Here is a 25,881-nt window from a genome sequence, read left to right as displayed (position 1 = left end):
GGGAAAGACAATGACTGAGACTACATTCACCGTGCCGGACATGACGTGCGGGCACTGCGAGAAAACCATCCGCAATGCGCTGAACGAGGCACTGCCGGGTGCTAAGGTGAGTGTCGATCTATCATCGCACAAGGTCGTGGTAGACGGCGACGCGGAGACGGCGATGGCGGCCATGCAGGAGGTGGGTTACACGCCTGAGCGAGCCCCATAAGTCAGCTCGCTCAGGCACGCAGTTGGCTGCAACGGCTATCCGTTAGACCTCGTCGAAAGCGCCGCCTTCGCGCGATGGATTGCGGTCGATAACGCGCTCCTCTTCATCGTCCGGAAGGGCCTCGTCGCTCTCCTGGTAAGGGTCGTCTTCCGTCTCGAGTTCGTCTTCCTCGATTTCGTGCTCCAGCTCCTGCGGGATTTCGCCCTTCGCCGGGAGTTCTTCTACATCCAGGTCTGAAACTGCCTGATCGAGTGCGTCTTCACTTTCCAGAAGTGGTTCGCGCGGGTCCATGGGTTTTCCTCTTCGATATGGGGCTTGATTTAGGATTGGGTCGAGGCAATCAGGATCGCCGCCATGTAGATGACAAAGGCCAGGATGCCGATGCCTGCGATCACCAGCACGATGCCTTTGCCAGCCTTGCGTTTCTCGCCTTTGTTCTCATTCGCCTGCGTGGGAAAATGGACCGGATCGGTTTCTCTAATCTGTGTCATCTGATCGCCCTTTTTTAAATTCTCGTCATTCAGGAAAGGCGCCAAAGCAGCAAAGGTTCCTATATTTACTGTTTGAGACTCCAGATTGTCGCATGCGCGACGGCCCCCTCAACAGTTTTCAGGTGGGCTGCGCGCACCGGCTTGAAGCTGGCGATGCGTTTGGTGCCGACGTAGCGTCCCCGGTCGGCAAACACCTCTATCGATCCGTAATCGACAAAGATGCGCAGGCGATAGGGGCGTGCCCCTTCGGAGACATAACGCGGCGATGGACCGTCGCGACCGTCCTCGTGGCGAATCCAGAGACCGGTTTCGTCGCAGACGACACCGAGCCTGACATCCGGGTGGTCGAGTTCCAGATCGAAAGGCAGGCCTGGCTTGTTGAGTTCGAACAGCAACTCCACCGCACCCGTGGAGAGATCGACCCGGTCGCCAGCCGCCAGTCTCGTGCGGTCCAGAATGCGATGCCGCAGGCTTTCCGCCGCCCCGATCGGCGGTGTGAGAAGTGCGCCGTTGGAAAAATGCAGCCGCCGCGGGAGGGTCATGGAGGTCGGGAAGTCGATCTCGGGTGTCGCATCCGCCCAATTCGCCAGCCAGCCAATGCCGACGATGCTGTCGCCATCGAGAAACGCCTGGAAGGCATAATTGTCGGTGCCGAAATCGAGCTCCTGGCCGAATTCCTTGACGAACTTCTTCCCGTCGAACCAGCCGACATCGGCCATCGTCAGGTTCTTCCGTCCCGTGGCCGGATCTTCCGAATGCATCAGGCCATAGGTCAGAACCCAGCGCGTGGAACGGGCATTGGCCGGTCCATCGAGCGGAAGCAGGCAGGGGCATTCAATCGCCGTGGTCTTGTAGCGGGTCTCTACCCAAAGCTTACCCACATAGGTCCAGCCGGAAGCCGCTGTCGGGTCCTGCGTTTCATAAAGCAGGATGACGCCGCCGCTGTCGCTCTGGCTGCCGAGCAGCATCTTCCAGAGGCCATCGGGGCCGCGCACCACATAAGGGTCGCGAAAGTCCGGCGTCAGCCCTTGCCCATCGGGCCGGTGGCCGAGAATGACCTCCGCCTGGCCCGCCATGATCAGATCGGAGGAGGTGGCGGTGAGCTGGATCTGTTGCTCAGGCACACGGTCCTGCACCTGTTCGGTGAAGAAGACGCGAATGCCGGTTCCTTCCACAAGCGGGATCGTCGATCCGGAATAGGCACCGCCGCGCTTGTCCGGCCGCGTCGTGAGATCTTCCGACGGGAAGAGGAAGATTGGCAGGTGTCGCCAGCGCAGATAATCCGACGAGATCGCATGGCCCCAATGCATCGTGTTCCAGCGAAGCCCGTGCGAATAATGCTGGTAGAAAAGATGCGGGTGTCCCTCGAACCGTCCAAACCCGTTTGGGTCATTCATCCAGCCGAAGGGTGGGCGAAAGTGATAGCTGTCCGGCAGATCCGGTGGGGCATTGTCCGGCTTGGTGTGGACGACGGTAATGCCGGTCTCCAGCACATCGGAGGCGGTGAACCAATATATCACCGAGACGGCGGTCGTCATCGTGTCATAGGCGATATCGACGCGCCCGCCGCCAAACACCTGATAGATGCGAAAACTGTACTCTTCCAGATTGGAGGTGGAGACTTCCCCGAACTTGCCATTGGCGTTTGAAAACGAGACAGCACCTGCAACATCTGGTTTCTTCGCCTTCAGCCAGACATGGAATGTGGCATTGACGGGAAGATCGGTGTGAATGGTGCGGATCGCGCTTTCGCTCTCGGTTGGCGCAGCGATGTCATTCATTCCACTATCCTTTCTTTGCAAACCAGGCTCAGAATAGGAATGAAAATGGCAGGTTAAAGTTCATCCTCAAAAACGGCCGGGCAGTATTCCCGCGTGGTGAAGACCAATCCATAGGTGCCGCTGGCTGACCTGTTCGGATATTGGTATCATCTTGAACACTGGCAAAGCCGGGCTCCAGACCCAATATAGGGGCAAAAGGGAGCAAGCCCGTGATCCGTTTCGATAATTCCTATACCCGCCTGCCGGAGCGCTTTACCGCTGCCGTTCTTCCTACGCCGGTCAAGGCACCGCAACTCATCGCCTTCAATCGGCCCTTGGCCGAAGAGCTTGGTCTTGACGTGGAGGGCATGGACGACGAGCGGCTGGCGGCGATCTTCTCCGGCAACGCCGTACCCCAGGGGGCCGAACCTTTGGCGATGGCCTATGCCGGACATCAGTTCGGTAATTTCGTCCCCCAGCTCGGGGACGGCCGCGCCATTCTTTTAGGTGAGGTGATCGACGCCAAGGGCAGGCGGCGCGACATTCAATTGAAAGGTTCTGGTCCGACGCGCTTCTCCCGCAGGGGAGACGGCCGTGCGGCGCTAGGACCGGTCCTTCGCGAATATATCGTTTCCGAGGCAATGTTCGCGCTCGGCATTCCCGCGACCCGCGCTCTGGCAGCAGTGACGACAGGTGAGCGCGTTCAGCGCGAAATTGGCCTGCCAGGCGGCGTCTTTACCCGCGTTGCAGCGAGCCACATCCGCGTCGGCACCTTCCAGTTTTTTGCCGCGCGCGAAGATACCGAAGCGTTGAAGGCGCTATCCGACTACGTCATCGATCGGCACTATCCAGAGGCCCGACAATCGGAAACCCCCTATCTCGCCATGCTGCAGGCCATTGCCGAGAGGCAATGCGACCTGATCTGCCGCTGGCTGATGGTGGGCTTCATCCATGGGGTTATGAACACCGACAATATGGCCGTATCCGGTGAAACCATCGACTTCGGCCCATGCGCCTTCATGGATGAGTACCATCCAAACAAAGTGTTTTCTTCCATCGATGCCCAGGGCCGTTACGCCTATAACAACCAGCCCGGCATCGCCCAATGGAATATCGCAAGGCTTGCCGAATGCCTGATCCCGCTTCTGGATGAGGATCAGGACAAGGCCGTCGATATGGCCAATGGCGTCCTGGCGGATTTCGCCAAGACGTTTCCGAAACGCTGGATTTCCGGCATGCGCACCAAACTCGGGCTTCAGACTAAGGCAGAGGGTGACGAGCAGTTGGTGCAGGATCTCCTGGCGCTGATGCAGCGGTCGGAGGTGGACTACACCCTGATCTTCCGCAGGCTCTGTGATGCCGCAAGCGATAACGCCGAGCCGTTCCGCGGCATGTTCATCGACCTCACTGCTGCTGACGAATGGTTGGAGCGCTGGAGGGGCCGCGCGGCGCAGGAGAGCCGTTCAGGCCAGGAGCGTGCAGACGCCATGCGCGCCGTCAACCCTGCCATCATTCCGCGAAACCACAGGATCGAGGACGTGATTGCCGCGGCTGTTGAGGATAATGATTTTGCGCCTTTCCACGAGATGATAAAGGCAACCGCCCGTCCTTTCGAAGAACTGCCGGAATTCTCCGTCTACATGCAGGCGCCGATGAACCATGAGAGAGTCTTCAGAACCTTTTGCGGAACCTGAGAAAGCCCACGGGATAGTAGTTGCTTATCTGCAACCATATCTCAATGATTTCATATCGTTATTGTCGTTCCGTCATTTGCCCCGTAATCCTTCTCGAAGAGGGATTTCGGGGTGACGTCGCATGAGCAGCAGGTTTCATGGCCTTTCGGCATTTCCGCTGACGCCAGCGGACGAGGATGGCCGCGTTGATGTGGAAGCGCTGTCTCGCCTGATCGAAAGGCTGGATGCGGCAGGCGTCGATTCCATCGGACTTCTCGGCAGTACCGGCAGCTATGCTTATCTCAGCCGCGAAGAGCGCCTACGTGCCGTTCAGGCAGCCGTCGAGTGTCTGAAAGGCAAAAGAACACTCATCGTCGGGGCAGGGGCGCTGCGCACGGATGAGGCTTTTGCACTGGCGCAGGATGCGGAAAAGGCGGGCGCCGATGCGCTTTTGCTGGCACCTGTCTCCTACACGCCTCTCACCCAGGAAGAGGCGTATCATCACTTCGCCGCGGTCGCTGGCTCCACGGCGCTGCCGCTCTGCATCTACAACAACCCGTCCACCACCCATTTCACCTTTGGTGAAGAGCTGCTGGTTCGGCTTGCCTATATTCCCCATATCCTCTCGGTGAAAATGCCGCTGCCTTCGGACATGCAGTTCAAGGCGGAACTGGAACGACTACGTCCACGTCTCGGAGAGGGTTTTGCCATTGGCTATAGCGGAGACTGGGGCTGCGCCGACGCGCTGCTTCAGGGGGCGGATAGCTGGTACAGCGTGATTGCCGGGCTTCTGCCCGTTCCGGCGCAGCGTCTCTTCACCGCTGCCAAGGCGGGCAACAAGGCGGAGGTGCAGCGCTTGCAGACGTTCTTTGAACCGCTCTGGGCGCTCTTCAAGACCTTTGGCAGCTACCGCGTGATATACACGGCTGCAAATCTCCTCTCTCTCACCCACCGCCAGCCGCCACTGCCCATCATGCCGCTTGGTGTTAGCGACACGCAGCGCGTGGAGGAAGCGCTGGCGAAGCTCGCCGAACTGGACGCGCTGCCGGCAGCAACGCCATAATTCCGGCGTTTTGAGAGCCGCATTGCCAAGTGAAATTTGATTGAAAGCCCGTCTGATATGTTGAAGCCTATTGCCCTTGCCGCTCTGTTTGCGACCCTCGCCATGCCAGCCTTTGCGGGAACGGGGCTTCTTGAACCGAGCCTCAAAATGCCTGTTTCGAAGGCGCAAGCAAAGGGTGCGTCGGTGCGCGTCGCCATCACGCTGGATGCCTGCATGGGCAAGACCGATTTTCGCATTCTCAACACGCTGGTGCAGGAAAAAATTCCGGCGACCATCTTCGTTACGGCCCGCTGGCTGAAACACAATAGCGATGCCCTTGCGATCCTGATGGCCCACCCGGATCTTTTCGAACTGGAAAACCACGGCGAAAATCATATCCCGGCGGTGGACAAGCCGGTGTCGATCTATGGCATTGCAGCGGCCGGTTCCGAGCAGGCCGTCGTTCAGGAGGTCGAGGGCGGAAGGCAGGCCATTCTTGCTGCGACCGGCAGGCAGCCGCAATGGTTTCGCGGTGCCACGGCAAAATATACCAACACCTCCATGACCACGATCAACCAACTCGGCGAGCGCGTGGCCGGCTACTCCATCAATGGAGACGGCGGATCGCTTCTGGGAAGTTCGATGACGGCAAAGCATATTGCCTCGGCGAAGGATGGCGATGTGGTGATCTCGCACATCAACCAGCCGACCCATGAGGCAGGCGAGGGTGTGGTGAAAGGTCTGCTGGCTCTGAAAGCGCGCGGCGTGACCTTCGTGCGACTGGACGATCCCGCCTTCAATCCACCTTCAAACTGACCAAGTAGGCCCGACGGATCAGTCTGGCAGGTTTGGTACGACCCGACGCGAGGGGAAGAGTTCGCGCGCAATCGTCATGCCGATGAGCGACAGCGGCAGTGCGAGCATCGCGCCCGCTGCGCCCCACATCCATGTCCAGAAGATGATGGCAACGAAGACGAGGAACGGGTTGATCTCCATGTTCTTGCCGACGACCGCGGGGAAGACCAGGTTTTCCATCAGCAAATGGATGGTGAAGAAGACGATGGAGGGAAGCAGCGCGAGAAACAGATTGTCATGCGTGATGATACCCGCAATCGCCAGTGCCAGCGTCATCGCCGTGATGCCGATAAACGGGACGAAGCTGGAGAGAAACGCGAAGAGCCCCCAGAGAAACGGCATGGCCAGACCACCGAGGAACGCGATCACCACCATGGAAACGCCAAGAGCTGCATAGAGCAGCGATGCGGTGGCGAAGTAGGAGCCCAGAACGTTTTCGATGGAGGCAATGGTACGGATGGTTCTAAGCCGCTGATGGCGCTGCGGAAAGGCCATGATGACCGCTTTACGCAGTCGTAGACGGCTGTAGAGAAAAAGCAGCAACGCCGCGAAGAACATCAGGCCCTGCACGATAGCGGGCGTCAGGTTGGCACCCACCACCGATATGATTTCACCGCTGCGCGAGATCAGCGATTCCATCGAAATGTTGCCGAGGTTGAATGTAGCTGAGGAAATGTTCACCCATCGCCAGCCCTGCAGATAGGGCAGGAAGCGATCAAGCGTCCGTTCAAGCAGCGCCGGACCTTCGTTTGCAAGCGCCGATAGCGGCTCGACCAACGAGTTGATGACGAGAAACAGAACGAGCGCGACCGCCGATGACAGAATGAGGGCGACCGCGAAACCTGGGATGCCGTAGGAACCGAGCTTTTCCGCTGCGACACCGAGGATCATGCCGACCACGATCGCCATAACGATGGGGATGAGGACGAGAGAAAGCGCGTGGATCACGCTCATCAGAACGATGACGAAGAGGCCGACGACCGACCATGCGACGGCCACATCGAGCGCTTCACGCCCCAGCGGCTGCTGGCTGCGGGCATCGTCCTGCGCCGTGGCGAGCGCGCTTTTGAGAACCGGGTCGCGATTTTGCTCGATGGGAAGCGCTTCGGCTTTCTTCTTTTTCTTCCGGCTGAAAACGTGGTTGTTCATCTTTTTCCCGACCCCTCATGGAGAGCTATAACTCTCCGTGCGGGTCGCAGTTCCAGAACCGCTAAAATAAGGAAAGAGCACGCGATTTATGCCCTTTTCCAGCGGTCAGAGCGCGTCGCGATCTTTCCAATTCGCTTCACGTGGCCATGCGTCAGGCAGACAGCTTCAAACCGATGCCCCATGGATCTTTTACGGCGATCCCGTCGCTCTGACGCTCGGTTGGAATTTCCAATCGGTCCAGTGCGGAAAGCGCCGTGGCGAGGGTCTCTTTCTCGTTGTATCTCAAAGAGTAGCCCGACAGTCCTGTCATGTTCTCTTCGCGCGTTTCGGCGCCCCTGCTGTTCCAGATATTGGCTGCCACATGGTGGTGGTAGGCGCCGTAGCCGAAGAAACTGGCACCGGGATAACGTGCCATGATCTTCAATCCGAGAACATCCTGATAAAACGCATCCGCTTGCGGCAGTGCGCCGACCTGAAGATGAATATGGCCGATTGCCGTGCCTTCGGCGGCCTGTCGGAATGGGTTTTTGCCGGCGCTCTCATAGAGTGCCTGGAGATCAAGCCTCTTCGTTGCCATCTCCACCGTTCCGTCGGGTTGGTAGTTCCACTCATCCGGTTGCCGGTCGCGATAGACCTCGATGCCGTTTCCTTCCGGATCGGACAGATAGATCGCCTCGCTGACGAGGTGATCCGACGCACCCTCAAGCCGAATATTGTTATGCGCCACATGCGCTAGCCAGTCCGCCAAGGCATTGCGGCTTGGGAGGAGGAAGGCGGTATGGAAAAGGCCGGCTGCGGTGGCAGGCGCTTTCGCGGCATCGTTGGACGTTGTCAGCGTCAAGAGCGGCAGATCATCGACGCCAAGAATCTCACCGCTGGCACTCTTGTCGATAACCGAAAGGCCGATGACGTCCTGATAGAAGCGGGAGACCTGACCGAGATCTTTCACCACCAGATGCGCCTGTCCCACATAGCCGGGGCGGGTGAAGGCAAACTGCTTTTCAGTGTCCATTGGAACATCTCCATTTCGTTCGCTAGGCCGCGAAGTTGTTGACCTCAATATGGAGACAGTCGATCGTTCCGAGAAGCTCATCATTCGGCGATAAACTGTCTAATAATCGTTGACAGCAACGCGTTCGGACTTGACGTCCGTTATGGCGAAATTTTCCTGGAGAGACCATAATTGCAGGCAGGAAGCATCAGAACTGCTTCCAAACCAAAGGGAGCATGCAATGTACGGAAAAATCCTGGTACCTGTCGATCTCAGCAACGCCAACAAGGCAGAGCGCGCGGTTAAAAAGGCCGAGGCGCTTCTCGATCAAGGCGGCCAGATCGTGCTGATGAATGTGGTGGAAGATCTGCCGGGCTATTTGGCAATCGATGTGCCGATGGACATCATCGAAAATGCGGTGAAGGACGCCAAGAGCCAGCTCGCTGTTTTGAAGGCGAAGTCGCCGCATATTTCTTCCACGGAAATTCGAAGCGGTGCTCCAGCCCGTGAAATTCTGGCGTTCGCGGAAGAGATCGGTGTGGATCTCATCATCATCTCCTCGCACACACCGGATTTCACCAACTATTTCATTGGCTCCACGGCAGATCGCGTGGTGCGTCATGCCAAGTGCTCCGTACTGGTAGACCGTTAAACCCGTCTCCGGTTTTGCAACAGGCAGGAACGGAAAGTGAAGTCTGACGCCGCCGGTCGTCTTGTTCCCGTCTCATAATGGCGTCATGATGTGGCGACGACAGACGGGAAAACGAAATGAGCGAGCTTTGGCCTTTTGGCCGCCGGTATGACCTTCATGAAATTGTAGCCGATGGCATCGTGCATGGCGTCGGCATTGCCTTTGCTCTTGTGGGGGCAACCGCGCTCATTTTCTACGTAACCCTTTGGGGCAGCCTCAGCGCGATTGCTGCGGCTTGGATCTACGCGCTCGGGCTTATTCTCTGTCTCTCCATTTCCTTCACCTATAACATCTGGCCGCATTCGCGGGCGAAGTGGCTGCTTCGCAGGCTCGATCATTCGGCAATTTTCATCTTGATTGCCGCCACTTACACCCCGTTTCTCCAGCGCGGCATCGAAGATCCTCTGATTGCGCTGACGCTCGCCGGAATCTGGATGGCGGCTCTCGGCGGTATTTTCCTTAAATGCTTCTACCCCGGACGATATGACCGGCTGGCCATCTTGCTCTATCTCGGGATGGGATGGAGCGGGGTAATGGTGGCAGAGCCTCTGTCGAACCATCTGGCACCGATCACCATGTGGCTGATCGTCATTGGCGGCATGATCTACTCAATGGGCGTGATCTTCCACGTGTGGGAACGCCTGCGGTTTCAGAATGCCATCTGGCATGGCTTCGTGGTGGTGGCCGCTGCGGTCCATTACTCCGCGGTGATGACGAGCTTTAGCCTCACGCCGGTGATCGGCTCCTGATCCTGTCATTCGCTTGAAGCCTTCCGAAAATCGCTTCACACACTCTGCCTTGATCCCTATGGTCGGGGTAGACATTGATACGAAGCGGATATCGAGAATGAGCATTCAACTGCGCGACGCCACCGTCGAAGACCTCGCCGGCATCATGGAAATTTACAATGATGCCGTTGAGAACACGACCGCCATCTGGAACGAAATCCTGGTGGATCTCGATAACCGCAAGGAATGGTTCAAGCTGCGCAAGGAGCGCGGCTTTCCAGTAATCGTGGCGATCAAGGATGGCGCTGTCCTAGGTTACGCCTCGTTTGGCGACTGGCGCGCATTTGACGGTTACCGCCACACGCGCGAACATTCGGTCTATGTGCATAAGGATGCACGCGGCCACGGTATTGGCAGGCTGCTGATGCTGTCACTCATCGAACACGCCAAGGCCAGCGGCGTGCATGTGCTGATCGGGGCCATCGAGTCCGAAAACGTCGCTTCCATTCGTCTTCACGAAAAGCTCGGCTTCCACATTGCAGGTCAATATTCGGAAGTCGGCAAGAAATTCGGCAGATGGCTGGACCTCACCACGATGGAACTCAGGGTGCCCTCATAAGCGGCTAAAGCGCCGTGCGTCCTAACGGACGCACAAAGGACGCTTTCCCTTTTTGAATCTACGCCTCGTGCTTTTCGAAAATCGTGTCCGATTTTCGGGCCGATGCTGTGGAGCTGAACCTGCCGCGATAGGCGGCAGGCGTGGTGGAAAACTGTTCGCGGAAGTGGTGACGCAGATTGGCGGTGGAGCCAAGCCCGCAGCTTTCGGCAATTGCCGCGATCGTCAGCCCCGATGTTTCCAGCAGATCCTTGGCCTTTGAAAGTCGCTGCAGCAAAAGCCACTTTGCCGGCGTGGTGCCTGTTGCCGCCTCGAAGCGGCGCAGCAGAGTCCGCGCACTCATCCCTGCCATATCTGCGAGTTGGGCAACCGTAAAACTCTTGCTGAGATCGGCCTGCATCGCATCGAGCAGTGGCCCAAGCCTTGCCTTTTCATGAAGCTCCGGCACGGCCTTATCGATGAACTGCGCCTGTCCGCCGTCACGATGCGGCGGCACCACCAGGCGACGTGCCACCATATTGGCAGCCTTCGTACCAAAGTCACGACGGATCAGATGCAGGCAGAGATCGATGCCTGCCGCACTTCCGGCGGAGGTTAGCACCGTGCCTTCATCGACATAGAGCACATCCGGCAGAACCGTGATGGCCGGATAACGCTCCTTCAGTGCCTCGGTGTAACGCCAATGGGTGGTCGCGCGTTTAACGTCGAGCAACCCGCTTGCCGCCAGAACGAAGACGCCGGAACAGATGGAAAGCAGCCGCGCGCCCTTCGCATGAGCCCTCTGCAACGCCGCGCAAAGTGCGTCCGGAACGGGCGCATCCATTCCGCGCCAGCCTGGCACAATGATAGTGCCCGCCTGTTCGACAAGCTCCAAGCCGCCATCGGCCGTAAAGCGCACCCCACCTGTCGCGCGCATTTCTCCGTCATCCACCGCGGCCACCGCAAAGCGATACCAGTCGCCTCCCATTTCGGGACGAGCAAGACCGAAGACTTCGACGGCAACGCCGAATTCGAAGGTGCAAAGCCCGTCATAGGCAAGCGCCACGACGAGCCGGTTCGGATTGCTGCTGGTGGTTGGATGGTTTGTCATGATCTTTACGATATATGGCAATCCTGCCATCTGCCAAGGAGGAAAAACACGATCTAAACTTGGGGACGCTTGATAAGAAGGAGACGAACCTTGAGCTATGTCACTGAAATACTAGCGGCTCCCGCTGAGATCGTTATCGACCATTTCTCGAAGCGGCTTTCGGTCGAGACCGATTGCTGGGATGTCTTTGCATCCATGGAGAAGGGCGAACAGGATTTCGTCCTTCTGCATGTCGTCGGTTCGCCGGCGGTATTTGCAAAGCGTCACCTGCCGGGCGCCATCCATCTTCGCCATGTGGATATGACGGCAGAACGCATGCGGGCATGGCCGCAGGACACGCTCTTCGTCGTCTACTGTGCCGGCCCGCATTGCAATGGCGCGGATCGGGCGGCTCTGAACCTCGCCCGGCTCGGGCGCAAGGTGAAGATCATGATCGGTGGAATGACCGGCTGGGCAGATGAAGGTTTTGCCTTCATGACCGCCTGAAGAAGACGGGCAGCAAAAAGGGCTGCCCGTCTCAAATGCTTTGGCTAAGCGGCGGATGCTCGTTCCGCATCATCACTGACCGGCCCGATAGCGGCGAGCAATTCGGCATCCTCACCAATGCCGGCATTCGGCGTCGTCAGCAGCGTATCGCCATAGAAGATCGAGTTGGCGCCCGCCATGAGGCAGAGGATTTGTGCCTCTTGGGTCAGGCTGGAGCGACCGGCCGACAGGCGCACGGTGGATTGCGGCATGACGAGGCGCGCGGTTGCCACCATGCGCACCAGTTCCAGCGGATCGATGCGTTCTCGCTTGGCAAGCGGCGTGCCTTCGACGGGGACCAGCGCGTTGATGGGCACGCTTTCCGGGTGAGGTGCGAAGCCCGCCAGAACCTGCAGCATCGCGGCGCGATCGCGAATGCCTTCGCCCATGCCGATAATCCCGCCGCTACACAGTTCGACGCCTGTGGCGCGAACGGTGGAAAGCGTCTCCAGGCGATCCTGATAGGTTCGGGTGGTGATGATGCGGCTATAAAATTCCGGGCTGGTATCGAGATTGTGGTTATAGGCGGTCAAACCCGCCTTGGCCAGGCGCTCGGCTTGGTGCGGTTTCAGCATGCCGAGCGTGACGCAGGCTTCCATGTCGAGGCGGCGCACGCCTTCCACCATTTCGATGACAGCATCGAACTCCTTGCCGTCACGCACCTGCCGCCAGGCAGCCCCCATACAGAAGCGCTCCGCACCCGCAGCTTTGGCCGTTGCTGCCATCGCCAGCACCTTTTGAGGCTCCATCAGCAGGTCGCGGGTCAGATCCACCTCGCGATGATGGGCCGATTGCGGGCAGTAGGCGCAGTTTTCCGGACAGCCACCCGTCTTGATCGACAGGAGGCTCGCCTTCTGCACCCGGTTCGGGTCGTGATACTGCCGGTGAACCCCATTGGCGCGGCCCACGAGTTCCAGAAGCGGAAGCCGATAGAGCACGGCAATCTCGTCGACGCTCCAGTCGTGCCGGATGACGCCGTCCTGTTTCGCGCCCTCAGTCATTGGCGGCTTTCTCCAATCCCTTGACCTTGGGAAGAAGCATAGAAGCAGCCGCGACAACGCCGATCTTGACGAGGTCGCCAAGGATGAATGGCGCAACGCCGACGGATAGCACCTTTGCGGCAGGAACGAAGGCCAGCAGCCATGCCATGCCGAAGGCATAGACCACGACAAGTCCCGCCAGCATGGCAAACACACGCCGCAATAATGTCCCGTTCTGGGCAAGCCATCCCGTCAGCAAGGATGCCACGAGGAAGCCGGCAAGATATCCGCCGGTCGGCCCGATCATATAGGCAAGGCCGATACCGCGTTCGGGGGAGCCTGAGAAGACCGGCAGTCCTACAGCACCCGTTGCCAGATAGGCGATGAAGATCGCGCAGGCCATGCGAGGCCCAAATGCAACGGCAAAGCCCATCACCGCCAGAGTATGAAGGGTAATCGGCACCGGCCAAAAGGGAACCTGCGTCTTCGCCGCGAGCGTCATTAGCGCCACGCCCGCGACGATCATAAGAGCTTGGCGAGGCAAGCTGCGTGTTGCGGGAAGGGAGGAAGATATATCAGTTCTGATCATGGCACTCTCAAATTATAGATAATTAATCGATGGAATTTAGCTTAATGAGAGTCTCGAAAGAGTCAAGGCGCTAAGAAATGGCTGAAAATGCAAAATTATCTATAAAATTTGATTGACCGAAGAGGTGTGCATTTGAACGGAGACAGAAGGTCCGATCCAGGAGCGTGGCGAACGGAGCTGGGAGTGCTTGAATACGGGAAGAGCAGGATGCCGAGGCGAATACGTCTCGCGGATTGAACGCGAGAGCTCGGCAACTTTCGTTGGGAGACGTCGTCCAAATGGTTTTGATTAAAGCGACGGTGCGCCCCGGAGGAGCATCGGCGACAGAAGTGCGCCTTTTTTGAAGGGATTCCTGTTTGCCTGAAGGCTGGACATTCCCGAGAAAAAGTAAAAGGCCGGCGCTCGCACGCCGGCCCTCACAATCATTCTTACGCTTGTGGCTCGAACACCATGGAGTGGCCGTTGATGCAATAACGCAGGCCGGTCGGTGGTGGGCCGTCAGGGAAGACGTGGCCCAGGTGACCGCCGCAGTTGGCGCAGCGGATTTCCGTGCGCACCATGCCATGGCTGATATCGCGATGCTCTGTGACCGCATCCGGCTTGACGGGCTCGAAATAGCTTGGCCAACCGCAACCGGCATCGAACTTGGTGTCGGAGATGAACAGCGCTTCGTCACAGGCAGCGCAACGGTACAGGCCTTTTTCAGTGCTGTTCCAATAGGGGCCAGTAAAGGCGCGTTCGGTGCCGTGTTCGCGCAGGATTCGATACTGTTCCGGCGTGAGTTGTTCGCGCCATTCGGCATCGGTCTTGGTAATTTTCGGAGATTTGAGATCGCTCATCAGAGGCCCCTTTCTGTTGCCGAAGATATAGGGATGCTGCTTTGCTATTAAAAGAGGGACAAATCGGCGTGTAGTCTGTCGTTTTCGCTACTCAACGGCTTGAGAGGTCTCGACCTTTCCCATAATTCAGTCTGTTCTGATAGAGAGTCAGCTTTTGGCTCTTAAGGGGAGGCCAGATGGCATTCGGTGTCACGTCGCTGACATTCATCGCACTTTTTTCGCCATTCCTGGCGGCGCTGCTCGCGCCCCCGCTGGTTGGAAAACTTGGCGTCAAGGCCGCCTGGCTGCTGGCGCTCATTCCCGCATTTGCCTTTGTCCATTTCTTAGGCTTCCTTCCTGAGATCGCGGCAGGCGAGGTGGTGACCGGTGGTTACGTCTGGGTGCCGAGCTTCAATCTCAGTTTCTCCTGGTTCATCGACGGTCTGTCCCTGACCTTTGCGCTGCTGATCACCGGCATCGGCACTTTGATCGTGCTCTATGCTGGCGGCTACATGGCCGGGCATCCGCAGCAGGGGCGCTTCCTTGCCTTTCTCTTTCTCTTCATGGGAGCGATGCTTGGCATCGTCGTCTCCGACAGCCTGATGATGCTGTTCGTCTATTGGGAACTGACCTCTATCACCTCTTTCCTGCTGATGGGCTTCGATCATGAGAGAGAAGCGTCACGCCGGGCGGCACTTCAGGCGCTCGTCGTTACCGGTGGTGGTGGCCTGGCGCTTCTGGCGGGCCTCATCTTCATCTGGAACATGAGCGGCACGACCCAGCTTTCGCTGCTCGTTCATGGCGGCGATGTCCTGCGCCAAAGCCCGTTCTACTTTGCGGCACTGCTATTGGTCCTCGGCGGCGCCTTCACGAAATCCGCGCAGTTTCCCTTTCACTTCTGGCTCCCCAACGCCATGGAAGCGCCGACACCGGTGTCGGCCTATCTGCATTCCGCCACCATGGTGAAGGCGGGTGTCTATCTCCTGATGCGGCTCAATCCTGTTCTCGGCGACACGGCGGCCTGGCAAATTCTGCTGCCCTTCTTCGGTGGGCTGACAATGCTGATCGGTGCGCTGATGGCCATCCGCCAGACCGACCTCAAGCTGATGCTCGCCTATACGACGGTATCCTCGCTTGGCCTTCTGGTCATGCTGATCGGTTTTGGATCGGAGCATGCCCTCGAAGCGGCGGTGCTTTACCTCGTGGCGCATTCTTTGTTCAAGGGTGCGCTCTTCATGGTCGCTGGCATCATCGATCACGAGACCGGAACCCGGGATGTGCGCCAACTTGGCGGCTTGCGAAAGGCGATGCCGATCACCTTTGTCGCGGCTCTTGCCGCAGCGCTCTCCATGGCCGGACTGCCACCCTTCTTGGGCTTTCTGGCAAAGGAGGAAATCTATTATGCCTTGGCGCATGCCAATCCGCGGGCCATCCTCTTCACCGGCGTAGCGGTCATCGGCAATGCTCTGATGTTGGCGATCGCTCTTGCGGTCGGCCTCAAACCCTTTATCGGCATCACGCCGCGGACACCGAAGATGGCACACGAGGCGCCGGTCCTTCTGTGGCTCGGACCGGCTGTGTTGGCCCTCTCCGGACTTCTCGCGGCGGTGTTTTCCAGTTCGTTTCACTCTGCCGTCTCCACGCCGATGGCAACGGCCATCGCCGACGAGCCACGCATGGTGGACATATCGCTGGTGCCGCATATCGGTATCCCGCTGGCGCTGTCACTCTTCACCATCGGCCTTGGGATCATGATCTTCACGATGCTGGGCACGGCACGCTCTCTGATGGATCGCACCCTGCGGGCCATCGGCCCTGGACCGGACAAGGGGTTCGACGCTTTCATCTCCGCGCTCGTCCGCATCTCTTTCGTCTTGACCCGCGTGCTTCAACCCGGCCGACTGGAATTTTACATCACTGCCACCTGCGCCATGATCGCCGTGGCACTGCTGGTACCACTTTTCGTCTATGGCGAACTGCCTGCAATGCCCACATGGCCACAGGATGCGCAAATCCATGAACTGACCTTCATCGCCATCGCCGTGATAGGCCTCATTGCGGTGCTGATGGCAGCCAGCCGTTTAACGGCGATCATCGCGCTCGGCATCCAGGGCTTCGCAGTTGCCGTTCTTTTCTTGCTGTTTGGTGCTCCGGACCTCTCCTTCACCCAGTTTATGGTGGAGACACTGTCGGTGGTGATCCTGACGCTCGTTATGACGCGGTTGCGTCTATCGCCATCCGATCACCGTGGACTTGGCCAGAAGCTTCTCGATGGAACGATCGCGATTGCATGCGGCACGGGTTTTGCTCTGATGCTGTTGAAATCCACCGAGCAGAGCTTCGACAACAGCCTGACGGCTTTCTTCAACGCCTATTCCAAGATCATCGCGCATGGAAACAATGTCGTGAACGTCATCATCGTCGACTTTCGCGGAACAGATACCCTCGGCGAAATCGCAGTGGTGATGATCACCGCACTTGCCGTTCTGGCGCTGATCCGTATTCGTCCGGGAGCGCCGTTGCGCCCTCGCGACAACAATCCGGATGATGAGTATGAACGCGCCGGGAAGGGCAGGGCATGAACACGCTGATCTTCAGAACCGCAGCGCCCGTGATCACCAGCCTGATGACGCTATTTTCCATCTTCGTTCTGCTTCGCGGCCATAACGCGCCAGGCGGTGGCTTCATCGGCGGATTGATCGCAGTCTCGGCACTGGCGATCTACGGTATTGCCTTTGGCGTCGAAACCGTGCGGCGCGCGATCATCTTCCATCCGCTGTCGATTGCCGGTTTTGGCCTGCTGATCGCAACACTTTCCGGTATGATATCCCTCGTCGTCGACGTTCCCTTTATGACCGGCCTTTGGATCTATCCGAGCCTCTTCGGTGTCGAAGTGCCGCTCGCGACCGTCATCTCCTTCGATATCGGCGTCTACCTCGTCGTGGTCGGCGGCTTCACCTCCATCGCACTTGCGCTGGAAGAAAAGGATCGCGACTGATGGAAGCGATATTCTCTATCCTCGTCGGCATCTTCTTCTCGACCGCGATCTATCTCATGCTGTCGCGTCACAGTGTACGCCTTCTGCTTGGCATCGCGATCCTCGGCAACGCCGTCAATCTTCTGCTCTTCACTGCCGGGCGCCTGCATCGCGAGGTGCCACCCATCATTCCCGCTGGCCTTGACGCATTGCCACCGGATACGGCCAATCCATTGCCACAGGCGCTCATCCTGACGGCGATCGTCATCTCCTTCTGCTTCTTCTGTTTCCTGCTGGTGCTGGTCTGGCGGGCCTTCCAGGAGTTGAAGACGGACGACACGGACGAGATGCGCGCAGCCGAACCGCAAACCGAACCGCTTCCGCCGGTGGGGTACTGAATGCCCGCACAATTGCTTCTCACCGCATCCGGCCCAACAGCGAGTGTGGATCTCTCGGCTGCACTCGTCATGCAGCCGACCACTTTTGCCGATTGGCTGATCGTGCTGCCAGTCGCGCTTTGCATCGGTCTTGGTGCGGTGCTGATGATGATCCGCCACCAAACCCGCCTCCACGCACCGATCGCAATTGCAGGACTTGCCATCCTCGTCGGGCTGGATGCCGCACTGGCCTGGCGTGTCGCTTTGAATGGCCCCTTCACCATGGTCATGGGGCGCTGGCTCCCGCCCTTCGGCATCGCCTTTACCGCGGATCTGACGGGAGCATTGTTCGCGTTGGCCGGAGGGATCGTGGCGCTGGTTTGCGCCATTCACGCGGCGCGCGATATTGAAGAATCGGGGAGGCGGTACGGCTTCTACCCATTCCTGATGCTGTTGATGGCGGGTGTTACCGGAGCCTTTCTCACCGGCGACATCTTCAACCTCTATGTCTGGTTTGAGGTGCTGCTCGTCTCCTCCTTCGGCCTCATCGTGCTTGGCTCCACGCGCGAACAGATCGATGGTGCGCTCAAATATGCCATCCTCAATCTTATCGGCACGACGCTGTTCCTGATCGCGGTTGGTTATCTCTATGCCATCTTCGGCACGCTCAACATGGCCGACATCGCCATGAAGTCCACAGCAGTCGGCGAGACCGCGCCGCTGATCACTCTGGCTTCGTTGTTCACGCTGGCCTTCGCCATGAAGGCGGCTGCCTTTCCGGTCAATTTTTGGCTACCCGCGTCCTACCACACGCCGAAAATTGTGGTTTCCGCACTCTTTGGCGGCCTGCTGACGAAGGTCGGCATCTATGCCCTGTTGCGTGTCATGGTCATGCTGTTTCCGGTCCAGCGGGAGGAGCTGAGTTTTGTCATTGCCATCTCAGCTGCCTTGACGATGATCCTCGGCGCCATGGGCGCTCTTGCCCAGAACGATCTGCGTCGCGTGCTCGGCTACATTGTCATTTCCGGCATCGGCTACATGATGGCGGGTATTGCGATCGGCACTCAGGCGGCACTCAGCGGCGTGGTGTTCTATGCGCTGAACTCGATCGTGCTGATGACCGCGCTCTACCTCGCTATCGGCCACACCGCGCGGCTTGGCGGTGCCTGGACACTGTCCGGCCTCGGCGGGCTTTACGCCAGGGCCCCCTGGTTCTCGGCCATGGTGCTGGTACTCTTCTTCGCCGGTGCGGGCTTGCCGCCCTTTTCCGGTTTCTGGCCAAAAGCCATGCTGACGAAATCCGCCATCGATATCGGTGCATGGTGGCTTGCTGCCGCCATTCTCGTCGCAGGCTTCATCTCCACCATCGCCTTGGCAAGGGCGTTTCTTCTCTGTTTCTGGAGACCATCAACAGGCAACGCGCCAGGTGCCGTCGCGGATATGAAAGGGCCGTCCCTGATGCCCGTCGCAGTTCTGACGGGGCTGATCATCGCCGTCGGGCTTTTCCCGGAACCCCTGATGAAACTCAGCGAAGATGCCGCTGCGACAATTGGCGATCCATCCGCCTATATCCGCTCTGTCTTTCCGGAAGGGGCGCTTCGATGAATCTCTTTCTCACAGGCGCGCTTTTTGTCATCATCTGGCTTGCGATTTCGGGCAGCTACACGCTTCCCAATATGCTTCTTGGCGCTGTCATTGCGGCCCTGTCGCTCGGCCTTGTCCGCCATCAGTTGGTCAGGAGCGATAGCAGACGGGTCCATCTCATTCCGCTTCTGGGGCTGATCGTGCTGTTCATCAAAGAACTGGCGCTGTCCGCATGGACCGTCGCGAAGCTGGTCGTTCAGCCAAGGATGGAATTGAAGCCCGGCATCTTTGCCTATCCGCTCGCCGTTCAGGGTGATTTCGAAATCGCTCTTCTGGCTAATCTCATTACCTTAACGCCCGGGACGCTGTCGGTTGATGTGAGTGGGGATCGCAAGGTGCTCTATGTCCACGCGCTCGACTGCAGCGATGTTGAGGCGACGAGAAGGTCGATTGCCGACGGGTTCGAGCGCAAGATCATGGAGGCCTTTACGAGATGACGCCGGAACTCCTCGTCTCCTACGCTTCTTTTGCGGCTCTCCTGATACTGTGCGTCGCTTTCTTGCTCACCGTGTACAGGGTGACTATTGGCCCGACACTGCCGGATCGCGTTGTCGCTCTCGATATGCTGGTGGGAATCGCCATCGGTTTCATTGCAGTCATCGCGATTCGCACCGGCTTCAACCTTTATGTCGACATCGCGGTCGCACTTTGCCTGGTCGGTTTTCTGGCGACAGTGGCTTTTGCACGCTTCATTTTGTCGCGCCAACCTGAAAATGGGCTGAGGAAAAGACAAATTCTCGACGGCACGGACGTTCTTGCAGCGCCTCCGGCACTGCGAAATGTAACGGGTAAAGTCCAAAAGCGGTCGGTCAAAAGTCGAAAAAAAATGACGAAAGGCAAGACGAGATGAATTGGGTAATCGCTTTAGTTGTAGCTGTGCTGTGTATTGGCGGTGCCCTGTTTTCGCTCACCGCCGCGATCGGCCTTAACCGCCTTCCGGATTTCTATACTCGCATGCACGCTGCCTCAAAAGCAGGCACCGTGGGCTCCGGTCTGCTTCTTTTGGCAGTTGGCCTTTATTCCCAAGAGCTTGCGGTATTTGGATGCGCTTTCGTCGGCTTCCTGTTTGTTGTTTTGACTGCTCCAATATCGGCACATTTGCTTGCTAAATCCGCGCATCTCGCTGGATATAAATTGTCTTTTCACGCTGTCAAAGACGACCTGGAAGCAGATCGAAAGTCCAACTAGAAAAACATCTTCGCCCTAAACTTGTATGCTTTTCTTCTACTGAAAAATTTTGTTACCCGTTATTTTTTATATATGAGTTTCTGTGAAACTTGCCTGAGTTGTTCCAAAATAATATCTGGACTTTTTTTGGTTTGGTGCTATCCACGGTACGCAAAGTTGCTGATGTTGATTTGCTTTTCGTTATTGGCGTTCCCCCGTTGCCTACATTGGACTGGAAAGTCTTGCTGGGCGATTTGCCGGAAATACAGTCACGGATGACGTAAATCGCGTCAGTATATTCCATCTTTTCTGCATGAGGCTCGGGGCTGGCTTCGTGTCACAGACACAAGTGCAGTTTCGCTGGCCTACTTTGCTTTACTGGCGCATGTGGCTTTGCCCGTCGCTACGCGTGACATGAACAGGAGACATTAAATGACGGAAACTACATATGGCGGAGCGCAGAATCTGCTCGTTGAGCTGACTGCGGACATTGTTGCCGCATATGTTAGCCACCACGTCGTTCCGGTTGCGGAACTTCCAAGCCTGATTTCCGACGTCCACAACGCGCTGAACGGCACGTCTGCCCCGGCAGTGGCATCGGTCAGCGTCGAAAAGCAGAAGCCTGCGGTTTCTGTTCGCAAGTCGGTGCAGGATGATCAGATCATCTGCCTGGAATGTGGCGGTTCTTTCAAGTCGCTCAAGCGTCATCTGACGACGCATCACAACATCACGCCGGAAGAATACCGCGAAAAGTGGGATCTTGCTGTGGATTATCCAATGGTTGCTCCGGCCTATGCAGAAGCGCGTTCGCGTCTGGCAAAGGAAATGGGCCTCGGCCAGCGCCGCAAGTCCGGCCGCTGATCATTTTTGCAATCAGCATTGGCGAAAACACAAAGCCGACCTCAGGGTCGGCTTTTTGCGTTTCTGGAGCGAGTTTCCGAGTGCGTTCATACGCAATCAAAAAGGCTGGAGCGAAGTTTCGATCGCGCCAGCCTCGGAAATTTGTTCTAACTTTCTACTGAGAGAGGCGAGGATACCTGTCAGCCGACCTTTGCCAGACCTTCTCGCGGCACATAATACTGGCCGAAGCGGTTGGCGAGGAAAGCATCGAGAGCCACATCCTCCTGCTTCACGAAGCCGCGCAGCGGCAGCTTGTCTCCAGCAAGAAGATCGAGAACAGTGCAAATGCCTGCGGCAGTGGTGATCTGGATCGCGCTCATCATGCGCCCGGAGACGGGACCGGCATAGATCTTGTTAGCGTAGGTCTCCTGCATGAAGCGACCGTTCTTGGTGCCGCAGACAGTGACGAACACGATGACCACATCCTGCATAGTGGCGGGAAGGGCATTTTCGAAGAGGTCTTTCAGCACGTCACGACGGTTGCGCAGGTTAAAGTCGTTGAGAAGCGCCTTCATGATCGAAACGTGGCCGGGATAGCGGATCGTCCGATAGTTCATGGTCCGCACTTTGCCTTCCAGCGTGGCGGCGAGCGTGCCGAGCCCGCCGGATGTGTTGAAGGCTTCGTAGGTCATGCCGTCGAGGGAGAACTCCTCGCGCTCTTCCAAGGCCGGAACGGCCGTCAGGCGCCCTTCGACGATCGCCTCGCATGGCTCGATGTATTCGTTGATCAGGCCGTCCGTGCTCCAGGTGAGATTGTAGTTCAAGGCGTTGGACGGGTACTGCGGCAGAGCGCCAACGCGCATGCGCACACTATCCAGATTGTCGAAGCGCGATGCCAGATCGGCAGCGACAATGGAAATGAAGCCCGGTGCCAGGCCGCATTGGGGAATGAGAGCTACCTCCGACGTTTCGGCAAGCTTCTTGACCTTGCGGGTGGATTCCACGTCTTCGGTGAGGTCGAGATAGTGGGTGCCGACCGCAACGGCTGCCTCGGCAATTCCCGCAGTAAGATGATAGGGAGCGGCTGAAAGAACCGCGAACTTGTCCTTCAACAAGGCCTGAAGGCTCAGTCGGTCGGTGATATCCACCACCTCGGTGTCAATCCGCTCATGGGATGGGACATTGGCCAGTTGATCGACCGCGCGGTCGGCAACGGTAATGCGGTAGTCGCCGGTAACCGCAAGCATCCAGGAAATAGCCGAGCCGATATTGCCAGCACCAACGACAGCGATATGTTTCATGATCCGTCCCCTCAAGACATGTGTTGAGGTAACAGAATGCCGCTTCCACGAGACGATTCGTAGCTTCACTTTGTTCACATGGCCGTATAAATTTGTGCATACCGCCAAAGGGAATGCGCATAATGACAATCACCGATAAAGACCGCGCCTTGCTGTCGCTGCTTGGAAGCGATGCCCGCATGCCCGTTGCCGAACTGGCGCGTAAGCTTGGCCTGTCGCGAACAACGGTCCAGGCCCGCATCGAGCGGCTGGAGGCAGAAGGCGTCATCGCCGGCTACGGCCTGAGACTGTCGGAGAACTACTTGTCCGGGCTGGTGCGCGCCCATGTGCTGATCACGATCGGCCCCAAGGCATTGGCAACCGTCACCGTCGCACTGTCCGCCATCAAGGAAGTCACGACACTTCACTCCGTCAGCGGCAGTTTCGACCTGATTGCGATCCTTGCCGCTCCCTCGATCTCCGATCTGGATGGGCTGATCGACAAGATCGGCGCGCTTGATGGAGTGGAACGCACGCTCTCATCGATTATCCTGTCGACGCGCATCTCCCGCTGAGGCGCTACTCCAAGCTGTCTAAAGCCGTTGTTCTCCAAGGTCTTATGCCTCGTCGAGGCTTCCACGGCGCGCCTTGAAGAACACCTTCAGTCGCTGAAGATCGTCTGCGCTCCAGCCTTGCGGTGCTGTCACCTCCATCCATGCATCGATGTAGTGTTCGGGAGCGTAGACATGGCCGTAGCCCATGGGCGCGGTGGTTGCGGCAGCCACGTCCAGCGTCAATTGCAAAAAGGTGACGAGTGGGAACCAGCGGAACGAGGAGGAGACATCACGGCCGCGGGGCTGGTTCATCCATTCGGGTCGCCGATAAACCGATGAGGTTTGAAAGAAGGTGATTGGGTCGCTTGCATATTGCAGATAGACGATCCGCATCGGCCCCCAGGCAACGTTCGGCATCGTCGCTGTTTGATACTGGTCTGCAAATCGGATGACGGACGAATCGCGAAACTTCGGCAACCATTCCGGCGTGCCGGGCACCCGCCCATTGGTCGCCATCCGCCATGTGGGGCTTGCGAAGGGCGGTCCACTCCACAACGCGCCTTGAAACGGATCGGCCAGCACGTCGAAGAGGTCGGACGACTTCTGGCTGTTCAGCGCGCCGAGGCTAAGCCCGTGAAGATAGAGCTTCGGTCTCGTCTCTTTCGGCAGCGTCGTCCAATAGCCGTAGATTTCCTCGAAAAGCGCGCGCGCCGTTTCGACCCCGTAATCCGGTTCGGTCAGAAGAGCGATCCAACTGGAGAGATAGGAATACTGCACCGAAACGCTGGCGATATCGCCATTGTGGAGATACTCGACGGTATCCAGGGCCTCGGGATCGATCCAGCCTGTGCCGGTCGGCACGACGACCAGCAGAGCGTGGCGCTCGAAGCCGCCTGTGCGTTTCAACTCTTCGAGCGCAAGTTTCGCCCGTGCAGCCGGCGTATCGGCGGAATTGAGCCCGGCATAGACACGGATCGGCTCAAGCGCGGCTTTGCCGGTGAAGCTCGAAATCTGCTGCGCTGTAGGGCCCGTCGCCACAAATTCCCGTCCGCGCCGCCCGAGCGATTGCCACGTCATCAGGGACGTGTCGCTGCCGGTCTTCAATTGGTCCGTCGGTTGCGGAACGTCCGGCTCGATCAGGCTATCCACCTGTTTCAGCGAACTGTCAGCAAATCGCAGGCCGATGTCGAAGATCAGCCCGTTCAGTGCCATCCACGCGAGCGCGATCGCCGCAACGGCACTCACGACGTTCGCCAGCCGACGCGGCAGAAAGCGACGACTGCGCAAGGCCAACAGGCGACGAACGAGTTGGAAGAGGCGCCCGAAACCAATCAGGATTGCTGCAACGGCGATTGCGATCGCCCCTGTCCTGAACGGGTGGCTGCTATCGAGCGGGCTCATCTCCATCAAGATTCGGATGGAGTTCTGCCAGGTGGCCGCCTGCCAGAGAAAGCCGACCGCAGCGATGGCGGCGGCAAGCGACAGGACGAAGCGGACACCGCGCCGATCATGCCGGGAAAGCTGCGGCAGCTCCAAATAGAGGTAGACCTCCTTCACCATCACGCCGATGAGGTACCCGATGGCAAAGGAAAAGCCACAGAGAACGCCTTGCATGACGAAGGTGCGCGGGAGAAGCGAGGGCGTCAGCGACGCACAAAACAGCGATGTCCCGAAGACGATGCCGGTGCTGGACAACGGTCCGATAAAGCGCCTGATCCATCGCAATAGTGTGTTCCTCCAAGGAGCTGTGCGCCAAGGGCGAGCGGCCCCAACCGACCGCGTGATTTGCGGTCTAGGCGCCAGTTTAATACGAGCTTTGCGACGGTGGAAAGAATCGGACGCAACAAAAAGCCCGCGACAGACGATCATCATGTCGCGGGCTATTTCCATCTCCCGGAGCACACCCTAAGGCGTGCAAGCGGCGATCACTTTTTTGGAGACTGCGAAGGCTTTGGCTGGCTGCCACCTTCGCGCATCTGCCGCCATTCGCTCTCGAGGCGGTCGTAAATGTTCTGGGGAATTGTCGCTGTCATGGCATTCCTCCTGACTGGGTTGATGCAGCTCCATTTGCGGGCTCTGAAACCAAGTAAGAGGGTGAGAGGTTCCCAGATTCAAGCAATAATTTTCTCTTAAATCGGTTCGCAGATATTAAAATCGATTAAGAAATTTTCAAATCGATTTAACTGGCGCTGCCAGCATGTGGAAAATCCGCAACTTGCCGAAAGTCGCTTTTCCAAAACTCGATCCGCTTATCCGTTGACCCTGATTCCCTTTCATCACAAGCCGTTTTGCCAGCTTCAAACCCGCTCCGAAAAAGGGGACAGTCGCTGGCCTTCTTCGTGTTGAACAGGCCGGTTCAGAAAGGGCGCCGCGTGTCCTCAACCCTGTAAGCTGGATTGAACCCGTTGCGACAGGATGATAGGCGATTGCTCCGGTGTTCTGCCGCGACGTTCAATTGACAGGTGCATGCCCATGATCCGCCACATCGTTTTCTTCACCGTTCCGGAAGCCAATCGAGACGCCGTGCGCAAGGGGCTTTCAGGCCTGACGGCCATTCCCCACGCTTCGAAGCTCGAGATCGGCGAGAACGTCAAGAAGGACCAGTGGGGCAACTCGGTCGACTTCATCGTCTACGGCGAGTTCGAGAGCCAAGAGGCGCTCGCCGCCTATAAGGCTGACCCGGCCTATGATCTATCCACCAGAACCGTAAAGCCTCTCCGCGATACGCGAATTGCAGCGGACTTCGATGCCGATAAAGCGGTGACCTCTCCGATCAGATAAGCCTTGTCTCTGCGAGGTCAACCGCAGGGAATGCTATCTGCCAAGGTCTTAA

General features: G+C 58.0%; 29 protein-coding genes. 18 read left to right on the top strand and 11 right to left on the bottom strand.

Features of this window, described 5'->3' with window-relative positions; all coding sequences use genetic code 11:
- Positions 1 to 10: 10 nt before the first annotated feature.
- Positions 11 to 211 (top strand): heavy-metal-associated domain-containing protein, encoded by a 201-nt coding sequence (locus PVA19_RS19095; protein WP_274103855.1) that lies wholly within the window; start codon positions 11 to 13, stop codon positions 209 to 211.
- Between the two features lie 42 nt (positions 212 to 253).
- Here PVA19_RS19095 and PVA19_RS19090 read toward each other — a convergent pair whose 3' ends face one another.
- The 3 genes from PVA19_RS19090 to PVA19_RS19080 form a co-directional block, all read right to left on the bottom strand.
- Positions 254 to 502, bottom strand: coding sequence for a hypothetical protein (locus tag PVA19_RS19090; protein ID WP_062599547.1), 249 nt, complete (start codon positions 500 to 502; stop codon positions 254 to 256).
- Between the two features lie 29 nt (positions 503 to 531).
- The gene (locus PVA19_RS19085; RefSeq protein WP_165456988.1) at positions 532 to 702 is read right to left on the bottom strand and encodes a hypothetical protein; all 171 of its coding nucleotides are present in this window, start codon (positions 700 to 702) and stop codon (positions 532 to 534) included.
- 65 nt (positions 703 to 767) lie between these two features.
- Complete coding sequence (locus PVA19_RS19080; RefSeq protein WP_274103854.1) at positions 768 to 2,483, bottom strand: GH32 C-terminal domain-containing protein; 1,716 nt, start codon at positions 2,481 to 2,483, stop codon at positions 768 to 770.
- A gap of 212 nt (positions 2,484 to 2,695) precedes the next feature.
- Between PVA19_RS19080 and PVA19_RS19075 the strand changes: the two genes are divergently transcribed.
- The 3 genes from PVA19_RS19075 (at position 2,696) to PVA19_RS19065 (ending at position 5,993) form a co-directional block, all read left to right on the top strand.
- Positions 2,696 to 4,156, top strand: a complete 1,461-nt coding sequence (locus PVA19_RS19075; RefSeq protein WP_274103927.1) for a protein adenylyltransferase SelO — start codon at positions 2,696 to 2,698, stop codon at positions 4,154 to 4,156.
- Between the two features lie 121 nt (positions 4,157 to 4,277).
- On the top strand, positions 4,278 to 5,198 hold the full coding sequence (locus PVA19_RS19070) for a dihydrodipicolinate synthase family protein (RefSeq protein WP_274103853.1): 921 nt from the start codon (positions 4,278 to 4,280) through the stop codon (positions 5,196 to 5,198).
- A gap of 57 nt (positions 5,199 to 5,255) precedes the next feature.
- Complete coding sequence (locus PVA19_RS19065) at positions 5,256 to 5,993, top strand: polysaccharide deacetylase family protein (protein ID WP_274103852.1); 738 nt, start codon at positions 5,256 to 5,258, stop codon at positions 5,991 to 5,993.
- Between the two features lie 18 nt (positions 5,994 to 6,011).
- On the opposite strand, the gene PVA19_RS19060 is transcribed toward PVA19_RS19065, so the two are convergent.
- Positions 6,012 to 7,181, bottom strand: coding sequence for an AI-2E family transporter (locus PVA19_RS19060; protein ID WP_062425762.1), 1,170 nt, complete (start codon positions 7,179 to 7,181; stop codon positions 6,012 to 6,014).
- 151 nt (positions 7,182 to 7,332) lie between these two features.
- Complete coding sequence (locus PVA19_RS19055) at positions 7,333 to 8,193, bottom strand: VOC family protein (protein ID WP_274103851.1); 861 nt, start codon at positions 8,191 to 8,193, stop codon at positions 7,333 to 7,335.
- 220 nt (positions 8,194 to 8,413) lie between these two features.
- Here PVA19_RS19055 and PVA19_RS19050 point away from each other — a divergent pair, with 220 nt between their 5' ends.
- From PVA19_RS19050 to PVA19_RS19040, 3 genes are all read left to right on the top strand, one after another.
- Positions 8,414 to 8,824 carry a universal stress protein gene (locus PVA19_RS19050; protein ID WP_062438135.1) on the top strand — a complete coding sequence of 137 codons (411 nt, stop codon included), beginning with the start codon at positions 8,414 to 8,416 and terminating at the stop codon, positions 8,822 to 8,824.
- Between the two features lie 116 nt (positions 8,825 to 8,940).
- On the top strand, positions 8,941 to 9,612 hold the full coding sequence (gene trhA, locus PVA19_RS19045) for a PAQR family membrane homeostasis protein TrhA (RefSeq protein ID WP_062438134.1): 672 nt from the start codon (positions 8,941 to 8,943) through the stop codon (positions 9,610 to 9,612).
- A 97-nt stretch (positions 9,613 to 9,709) separates the two neighbouring features.
- Entirely contained in the window at positions 9,710 to 10,210 is a 501-nt protein-coding gene (locus PVA19_RS19040; protein ID WP_274103850.1) for a GNAT family N-acetyltransferase, read from the top strand.
- 58 nt (positions 10,211 to 10,268) lie between these two features.
- Here PVA19_RS19040 and ftrA read toward each other — a convergent pair whose 3' ends face one another.
- The gene (gene ftrA / locus PVA19_RS19035; RefSeq protein WP_274103849.1) at positions 10,269 to 11,297 is read right to left on the bottom strand and encodes a transcriptional regulator FtrA; all 1,029 of its coding nucleotides are present in this window, start codon (positions 11,295 to 11,297) and stop codon (positions 10,269 to 10,271) included.
- 90 nt (positions 11,298 to 11,387) lie between these two features.
- Between ftrA and PVA19_RS19030 the strand changes: the two genes are divergently transcribed.
- Entirely contained in the window at positions 11,388 to 11,783 is a 396-nt protein-coding gene (locus PVA19_RS19030) for a rhodanese-like domain-containing protein (RefSeq protein ID WP_274103848.1), read from the top strand.
- 44 nt (positions 11,784 to 11,827) lie between these two features.
- Here PVA19_RS19030 and bioB read toward each other — a convergent pair whose 3' ends face one another.
- The 3 genes from bioB to msrB all read right to left on the bottom strand — a co-directional run bounded on the left by bioB (position 11,828) and on the right by msrB (position 14,230).
- The gene (gene bioB / locus PVA19_RS19025) at positions 11,828 to 12,823 is read right to left on the bottom strand and encodes a biotin synthase BioB (protein WP_274103847.1); all 996 of its coding nucleotides are present in this window, start codon (positions 12,821 to 12,823) and stop codon (positions 11,828 to 11,830) included.
- Complete coding sequence (locus tag PVA19_RS19020) at positions 12,816 to 13,391, bottom strand: biotin transporter BioY (RefSeq protein ID WP_113179354.1); 576 nt, start codon at positions 13,389 to 13,391, stop codon at positions 12,816 to 12,818. The genes bioB and PVA19_RS19020 overlap by 8 nt, the downstream gene beginning before the upstream one ends.
- 428 nt (positions 13,392 to 13,819) lie before the next feature.
- Positions 13,820 to 14,230 carry a peptide-methionine (R)-S-oxide reductase MsrB gene (gene msrB / locus PVA19_RS19015; RefSeq protein ID WP_062425754.1) on the bottom strand — a complete coding sequence of 137 codons (411 nt, stop codon included), beginning with the start codon at positions 14,228 to 14,230 and terminating at the stop codon, positions 13,820 to 13,822.
- A 176-nt stretch (positions 14,231 to 14,406) separates the two neighbouring features.
- Here msrB and PVA19_RS19010 point away from each other — a divergent pair, with 176 nt between their 5' ends.
- The 8 genes from PVA19_RS19010 to PVA19_RS18975 all read left to right on the top strand — a co-directional run bounded on the left by PVA19_RS19010 (position 14,407) and on the right by PVA19_RS18975 (position 21,235).
- Complete coding sequence (locus tag PVA19_RS19010) at positions 14,407 to 16,791, top strand: putative monovalent cation/H+ antiporter subunit A (protein ID WP_274103846.1); 2,385 nt, start codon at positions 14,407 to 14,409, stop codon at positions 16,789 to 16,791.
- On the top strand, positions 16,788 to 17,207 hold the full coding sequence (locus PVA19_RS19005; RefSeq protein ID WP_062425752.1) for a Na(+)/H(+) antiporter subunit B: 420 nt from the start codon (positions 16,788 to 16,790) through the stop codon (positions 17,205 to 17,207). The genes PVA19_RS19010 and PVA19_RS19005 overlap by 4 nt, the downstream gene beginning before the upstream one ends.
- The gene (locus PVA19_RS19000) at positions 17,207 to 17,584 is read left to right on the top strand and encodes a Na+/H+ antiporter subunit C (RefSeq protein WP_112359495.1); all 378 of its coding nucleotides are present in this window, start codon (positions 17,207 to 17,209) and stop codon (positions 17,582 to 17,584) included. Before PVA19_RS19005 ends, PVA19_RS19000 begins: the two co-directional genes overlap by 1 nt.
- Positions 17,585 to 19,168, top strand: coding sequence for a Na+/H+ antiporter subunit D (locus PVA19_RS18995; RefSeq protein ID WP_274103845.1), 1,584 nt, complete (start codon positions 17,585 to 17,587; stop codon positions 19,166 to 19,168).
- Complete coding sequence (locus PVA19_RS18990) at positions 19,165 to 19,644, top strand: Na+/H+ antiporter subunit E (RefSeq protein ID WP_274103844.1); 480 nt, start codon at positions 19,165 to 19,167, stop codon at positions 19,642 to 19,644. Before PVA19_RS18995 ends, PVA19_RS18990 begins: the two co-directional genes overlap by 4 nt.
- Positions 19,641 to 20,057, top strand: a complete 417-nt coding sequence (locus tag PVA19_RS18985; RefSeq protein ID WP_274103843.1) for a cation:proton antiporter — start codon at positions 19,641 to 19,643, stop codon at positions 20,055 to 20,057. Before PVA19_RS18990 ends, PVA19_RS18985 begins: the two co-directional genes overlap by 4 nt.
- Positions 20,054 to 20,395 (top strand): monovalent cation/H(+) antiporter subunit G, encoded by a 342-nt coding sequence (gene mnhG / locus PVA19_RS18980; protein ID WP_112952269.1) that lies wholly within the window; start codon positions 20,054 to 20,056, stop codon positions 20,393 to 20,395. Before PVA19_RS18985 ends, mnhG begins: the two co-directional genes overlap by 4 nt.
- A gap of 411 nt (positions 20,396 to 20,806) precedes the next feature.
- Complete coding sequence (locus PVA19_RS18975) at positions 20,807 to 21,235, top strand: MucR family transcriptional regulator (protein ID WP_062425746.1); 429 nt, start codon at positions 20,807 to 20,809, stop codon at positions 21,233 to 21,235.
- A gap of 179 nt (positions 21,236 to 21,414) precedes the next feature.
- On the opposite strand, the gene PVA19_RS18970 is transcribed toward PVA19_RS18975, so the two are convergent.
- A complete protein-coding gene (locus tag PVA19_RS18970) occupies positions 21,415 to 22,515 on the bottom strand; it encodes a saccharopine dehydrogenase family protein (protein WP_274103842.1) in 1,101 nt (366 codons plus the stop codon).
- Positions 22,516 to 22,637: 122 nt separating this feature from the next.
- Here PVA19_RS18970 and PVA19_RS18965 point away from each other — a divergent pair, with 122 nt between their 5' ends.
- Positions 22,638 to 23,069 (top strand): Lrp/AsnC family transcriptional regulator, encoded by a 432-nt coding sequence (locus PVA19_RS18965; protein WP_062425744.1) that lies wholly within the window; start codon positions 22,638 to 22,640, stop codon positions 23,067 to 23,069.
- Between the two features lie 42 nt (positions 23,070 to 23,111).
- Here PVA19_RS18965 and PVA19_RS18960 read toward each other — a convergent pair whose 3' ends face one another.
- A complete protein-coding gene (locus tag PVA19_RS18960) occupies positions 23,112 to 24,773 on the bottom strand; it encodes an alpha/beta hydrolase (RefSeq protein ID WP_274103841.1) in 1,662 nt (553 codons plus the stop codon).
- Positions 24,774 to 25,520: 747 nt separating this feature from the next.
- On the opposite strand from PVA19_RS18960, the gene PVA19_RS18955 reads away from it, so the two are divergent.
- Positions 25,521 to 25,829, top strand: a complete 309-nt coding sequence (locus PVA19_RS18955; protein ID WP_062598356.1) for a Dabb family protein — start codon at positions 25,521 to 25,523, stop codon at positions 25,827 to 25,829.
- The last annotated feature ends 52 nt before the right edge of the window (positions 25,830 to 25,881 follow it).

Source organism: Agrobacterium sp. CNPSo 3708 (assembly GCF_028674915.1).
GTDB classification, from domain to species: domain Bacteria; phylum Pseudomonadota; class Alphaproteobacteria; order Rhizobiales; family Rhizobiaceae; genus Agrobacterium; species Agrobacterium cavarae.
Note: the sequence above shows the minus strand (reverse complement) of the source record. Positions and strands in the feature narration are given on the sequence as shown.

Excerpts from the sequence above, each read along its gene's own strand:
- PVA19_RS19095 (WP_274103855.1), top strand. The coding sequence starts at position 11 with ATGACTGAGACTACATTCACCGTGCCGGACATGACGTGCGGGCACTGC.
- PVA19_RS19090 (WP_062599547.1), bottom strand. The coding sequence starts at position 502 with ATGGACCCGCGCGAACCACTTCTGGAAAGTGAAGACGCACTCGATCAG.
- PVA19_RS19085 (WP_165456988.1), bottom strand. The coding sequence starts at position 702 with ATGACACAGATTAGAGAAACCGATCCGGTCCATTTTCCCACGCAGGCG.
- PVA19_RS19080 (WP_274103854.1), bottom strand. The coding sequence starts at position 2,483 with ATGAATGACATCGCTGCGCCAACCGAGAGCGAAAGCGCGATCCGCACC.
- PVA19_RS19070 (WP_274103853.1), top strand. The coding sequence starts at position 4,278 with ATGAGCAGCAGGTTTCATGGCCTTTCGGCATTTCCGCTGACGCCAGCG.
- PVA19_RS19065 (WP_274103852.1), top strand. The coding sequence starts at position 5,256 with ATGTTGAAGCCTATTGCCCTTGCCGCTCTGTTTGCGACCCTCGCCATG.
- PVA19_RS19060 (WP_062425762.1), bottom strand. The coding sequence starts at position 7,181 with ATGAACAACCACGTTTTCAGCCGGAAGAAAAAGAAGAAAGCCGAAGCG.
- PVA19_RS19055 (WP_274103851.1), bottom strand. The coding sequence starts at position 8,193 with ATGGACACTGAAAAGCAGTTTGCCTTCACCCGCCCCGGCTATGTGGGA.
- PVA19_RS19050 (WP_062438135.1), top strand. The coding sequence starts at position 8,414 with ATGTACGGAAAAATCCTGGTACCTGTCGATCTCAGCAACGCCAACAAG.
- trhA (WP_062438134.1), top strand. The coding sequence starts at position 8,941 with ATGAGCGAGCTTTGGCCTTTTGGCCGCCGGTATGACCTTCATGAAATT.
- PVA19_RS19040 (WP_274103850.1), top strand. The coding sequence starts at position 9,710 with ATGAGCATTCAACTGCGCGACGCCACCGTCGAAGACCTCGCCGGCATC.
- ftrA (WP_274103849.1), bottom strand. The coding sequence starts at position 11,297 with ATGACAAACCATCCAACCACCAGCAGCAATCCGAACCGGCTCGTCGTG.
- bioB (WP_274103847.1), bottom strand. The coding sequence starts at position 12,823 with ATGACTGAGGGCGCGAAACAGGACGGCGTCATCCGGCACGACTGGAGC.
- PVA19_RS19020 (WP_113179354.1), bottom strand. The coding sequence starts at position 13,391 with ATGATCAGAACTGATATATCTTCCTCCCTTCCCGCAACACGCAGCTTG.
- msrB (WP_062425754.1), bottom strand. The coding sequence starts at position 14,230 with ATGAGCGATCTCAAATCTCCGAAAATTACCAAGACCGATGCCGAATGG.
- PVA19_RS19010 (WP_274103846.1), top strand. The coding sequence starts at position 14,407 with ATGGCATTCGGTGTCACGTCGCTGACATTCATCGCACTTTTTTCGCCA.
- PVA19_RS19005 (WP_062425752.1), top strand. The coding sequence starts at position 16,788 with ATGAACACGCTGATCTTCAGAACCGCAGCGCCCGTGATCACCAGCCTG.
- PVA19_RS19000 (WP_112359495.1), top strand. The coding sequence starts at position 17,207 with ATGGAAGCGATATTCTCTATCCTCGTCGGCATCTTCTTCTCGACCGCG.
- PVA19_RS18995 (WP_274103845.1), top strand. The coding sequence starts at position 17,585 with ATGCCCGCACAATTGCTTCTCACCGCATCCGGCCCAACAGCGAGTGTG.
- PVA19_RS18990 (WP_274103844.1), top strand. The coding sequence starts at position 19,165 with ATGAATCTCTTTCTCACAGGCGCGCTTTTTGTCATCATCTGGCTTGCG.
- PVA19_RS18985 (WP_274103843.1), top strand. The coding sequence starts at position 19,641 with ATGACGCCGGAACTCCTCGTCTCCTACGCTTCTTTTGCGGCTCTCCTG.
- mnhG (WP_112952269.1), top strand. The coding sequence starts at position 20,054 with ATGAATTGGGTAATCGCTTTAGTTGTAGCTGTGCTGTGTATTGGCGGT.
- PVA19_RS18975 (WP_062425746.1), top strand. The coding sequence starts at position 20,807 with ATGACGGAAACTACATATGGCGGAGCGCAGAATCTGCTCGTTGAGCTG.
- PVA19_RS18970 (WP_274103842.1), bottom strand. The coding sequence starts at position 22,515 with ATGAAACATATCGCTGTCGTTGGTGCTGGCAATATCGGCTCGGCTATT.
- PVA19_RS18965 (WP_062425744.1), top strand. The coding sequence starts at position 22,638 with ATGACAATCACCGATAAAGACCGCGCCTTGCTGTCGCTGCTTGGAAGC.
- PVA19_RS18955 (WP_062598356.1), top strand. The coding sequence starts at position 25,521 with ATGATCCGCCACATCGTTTTCTTCACCGTTCCGGAAGCCAATCGAGAC.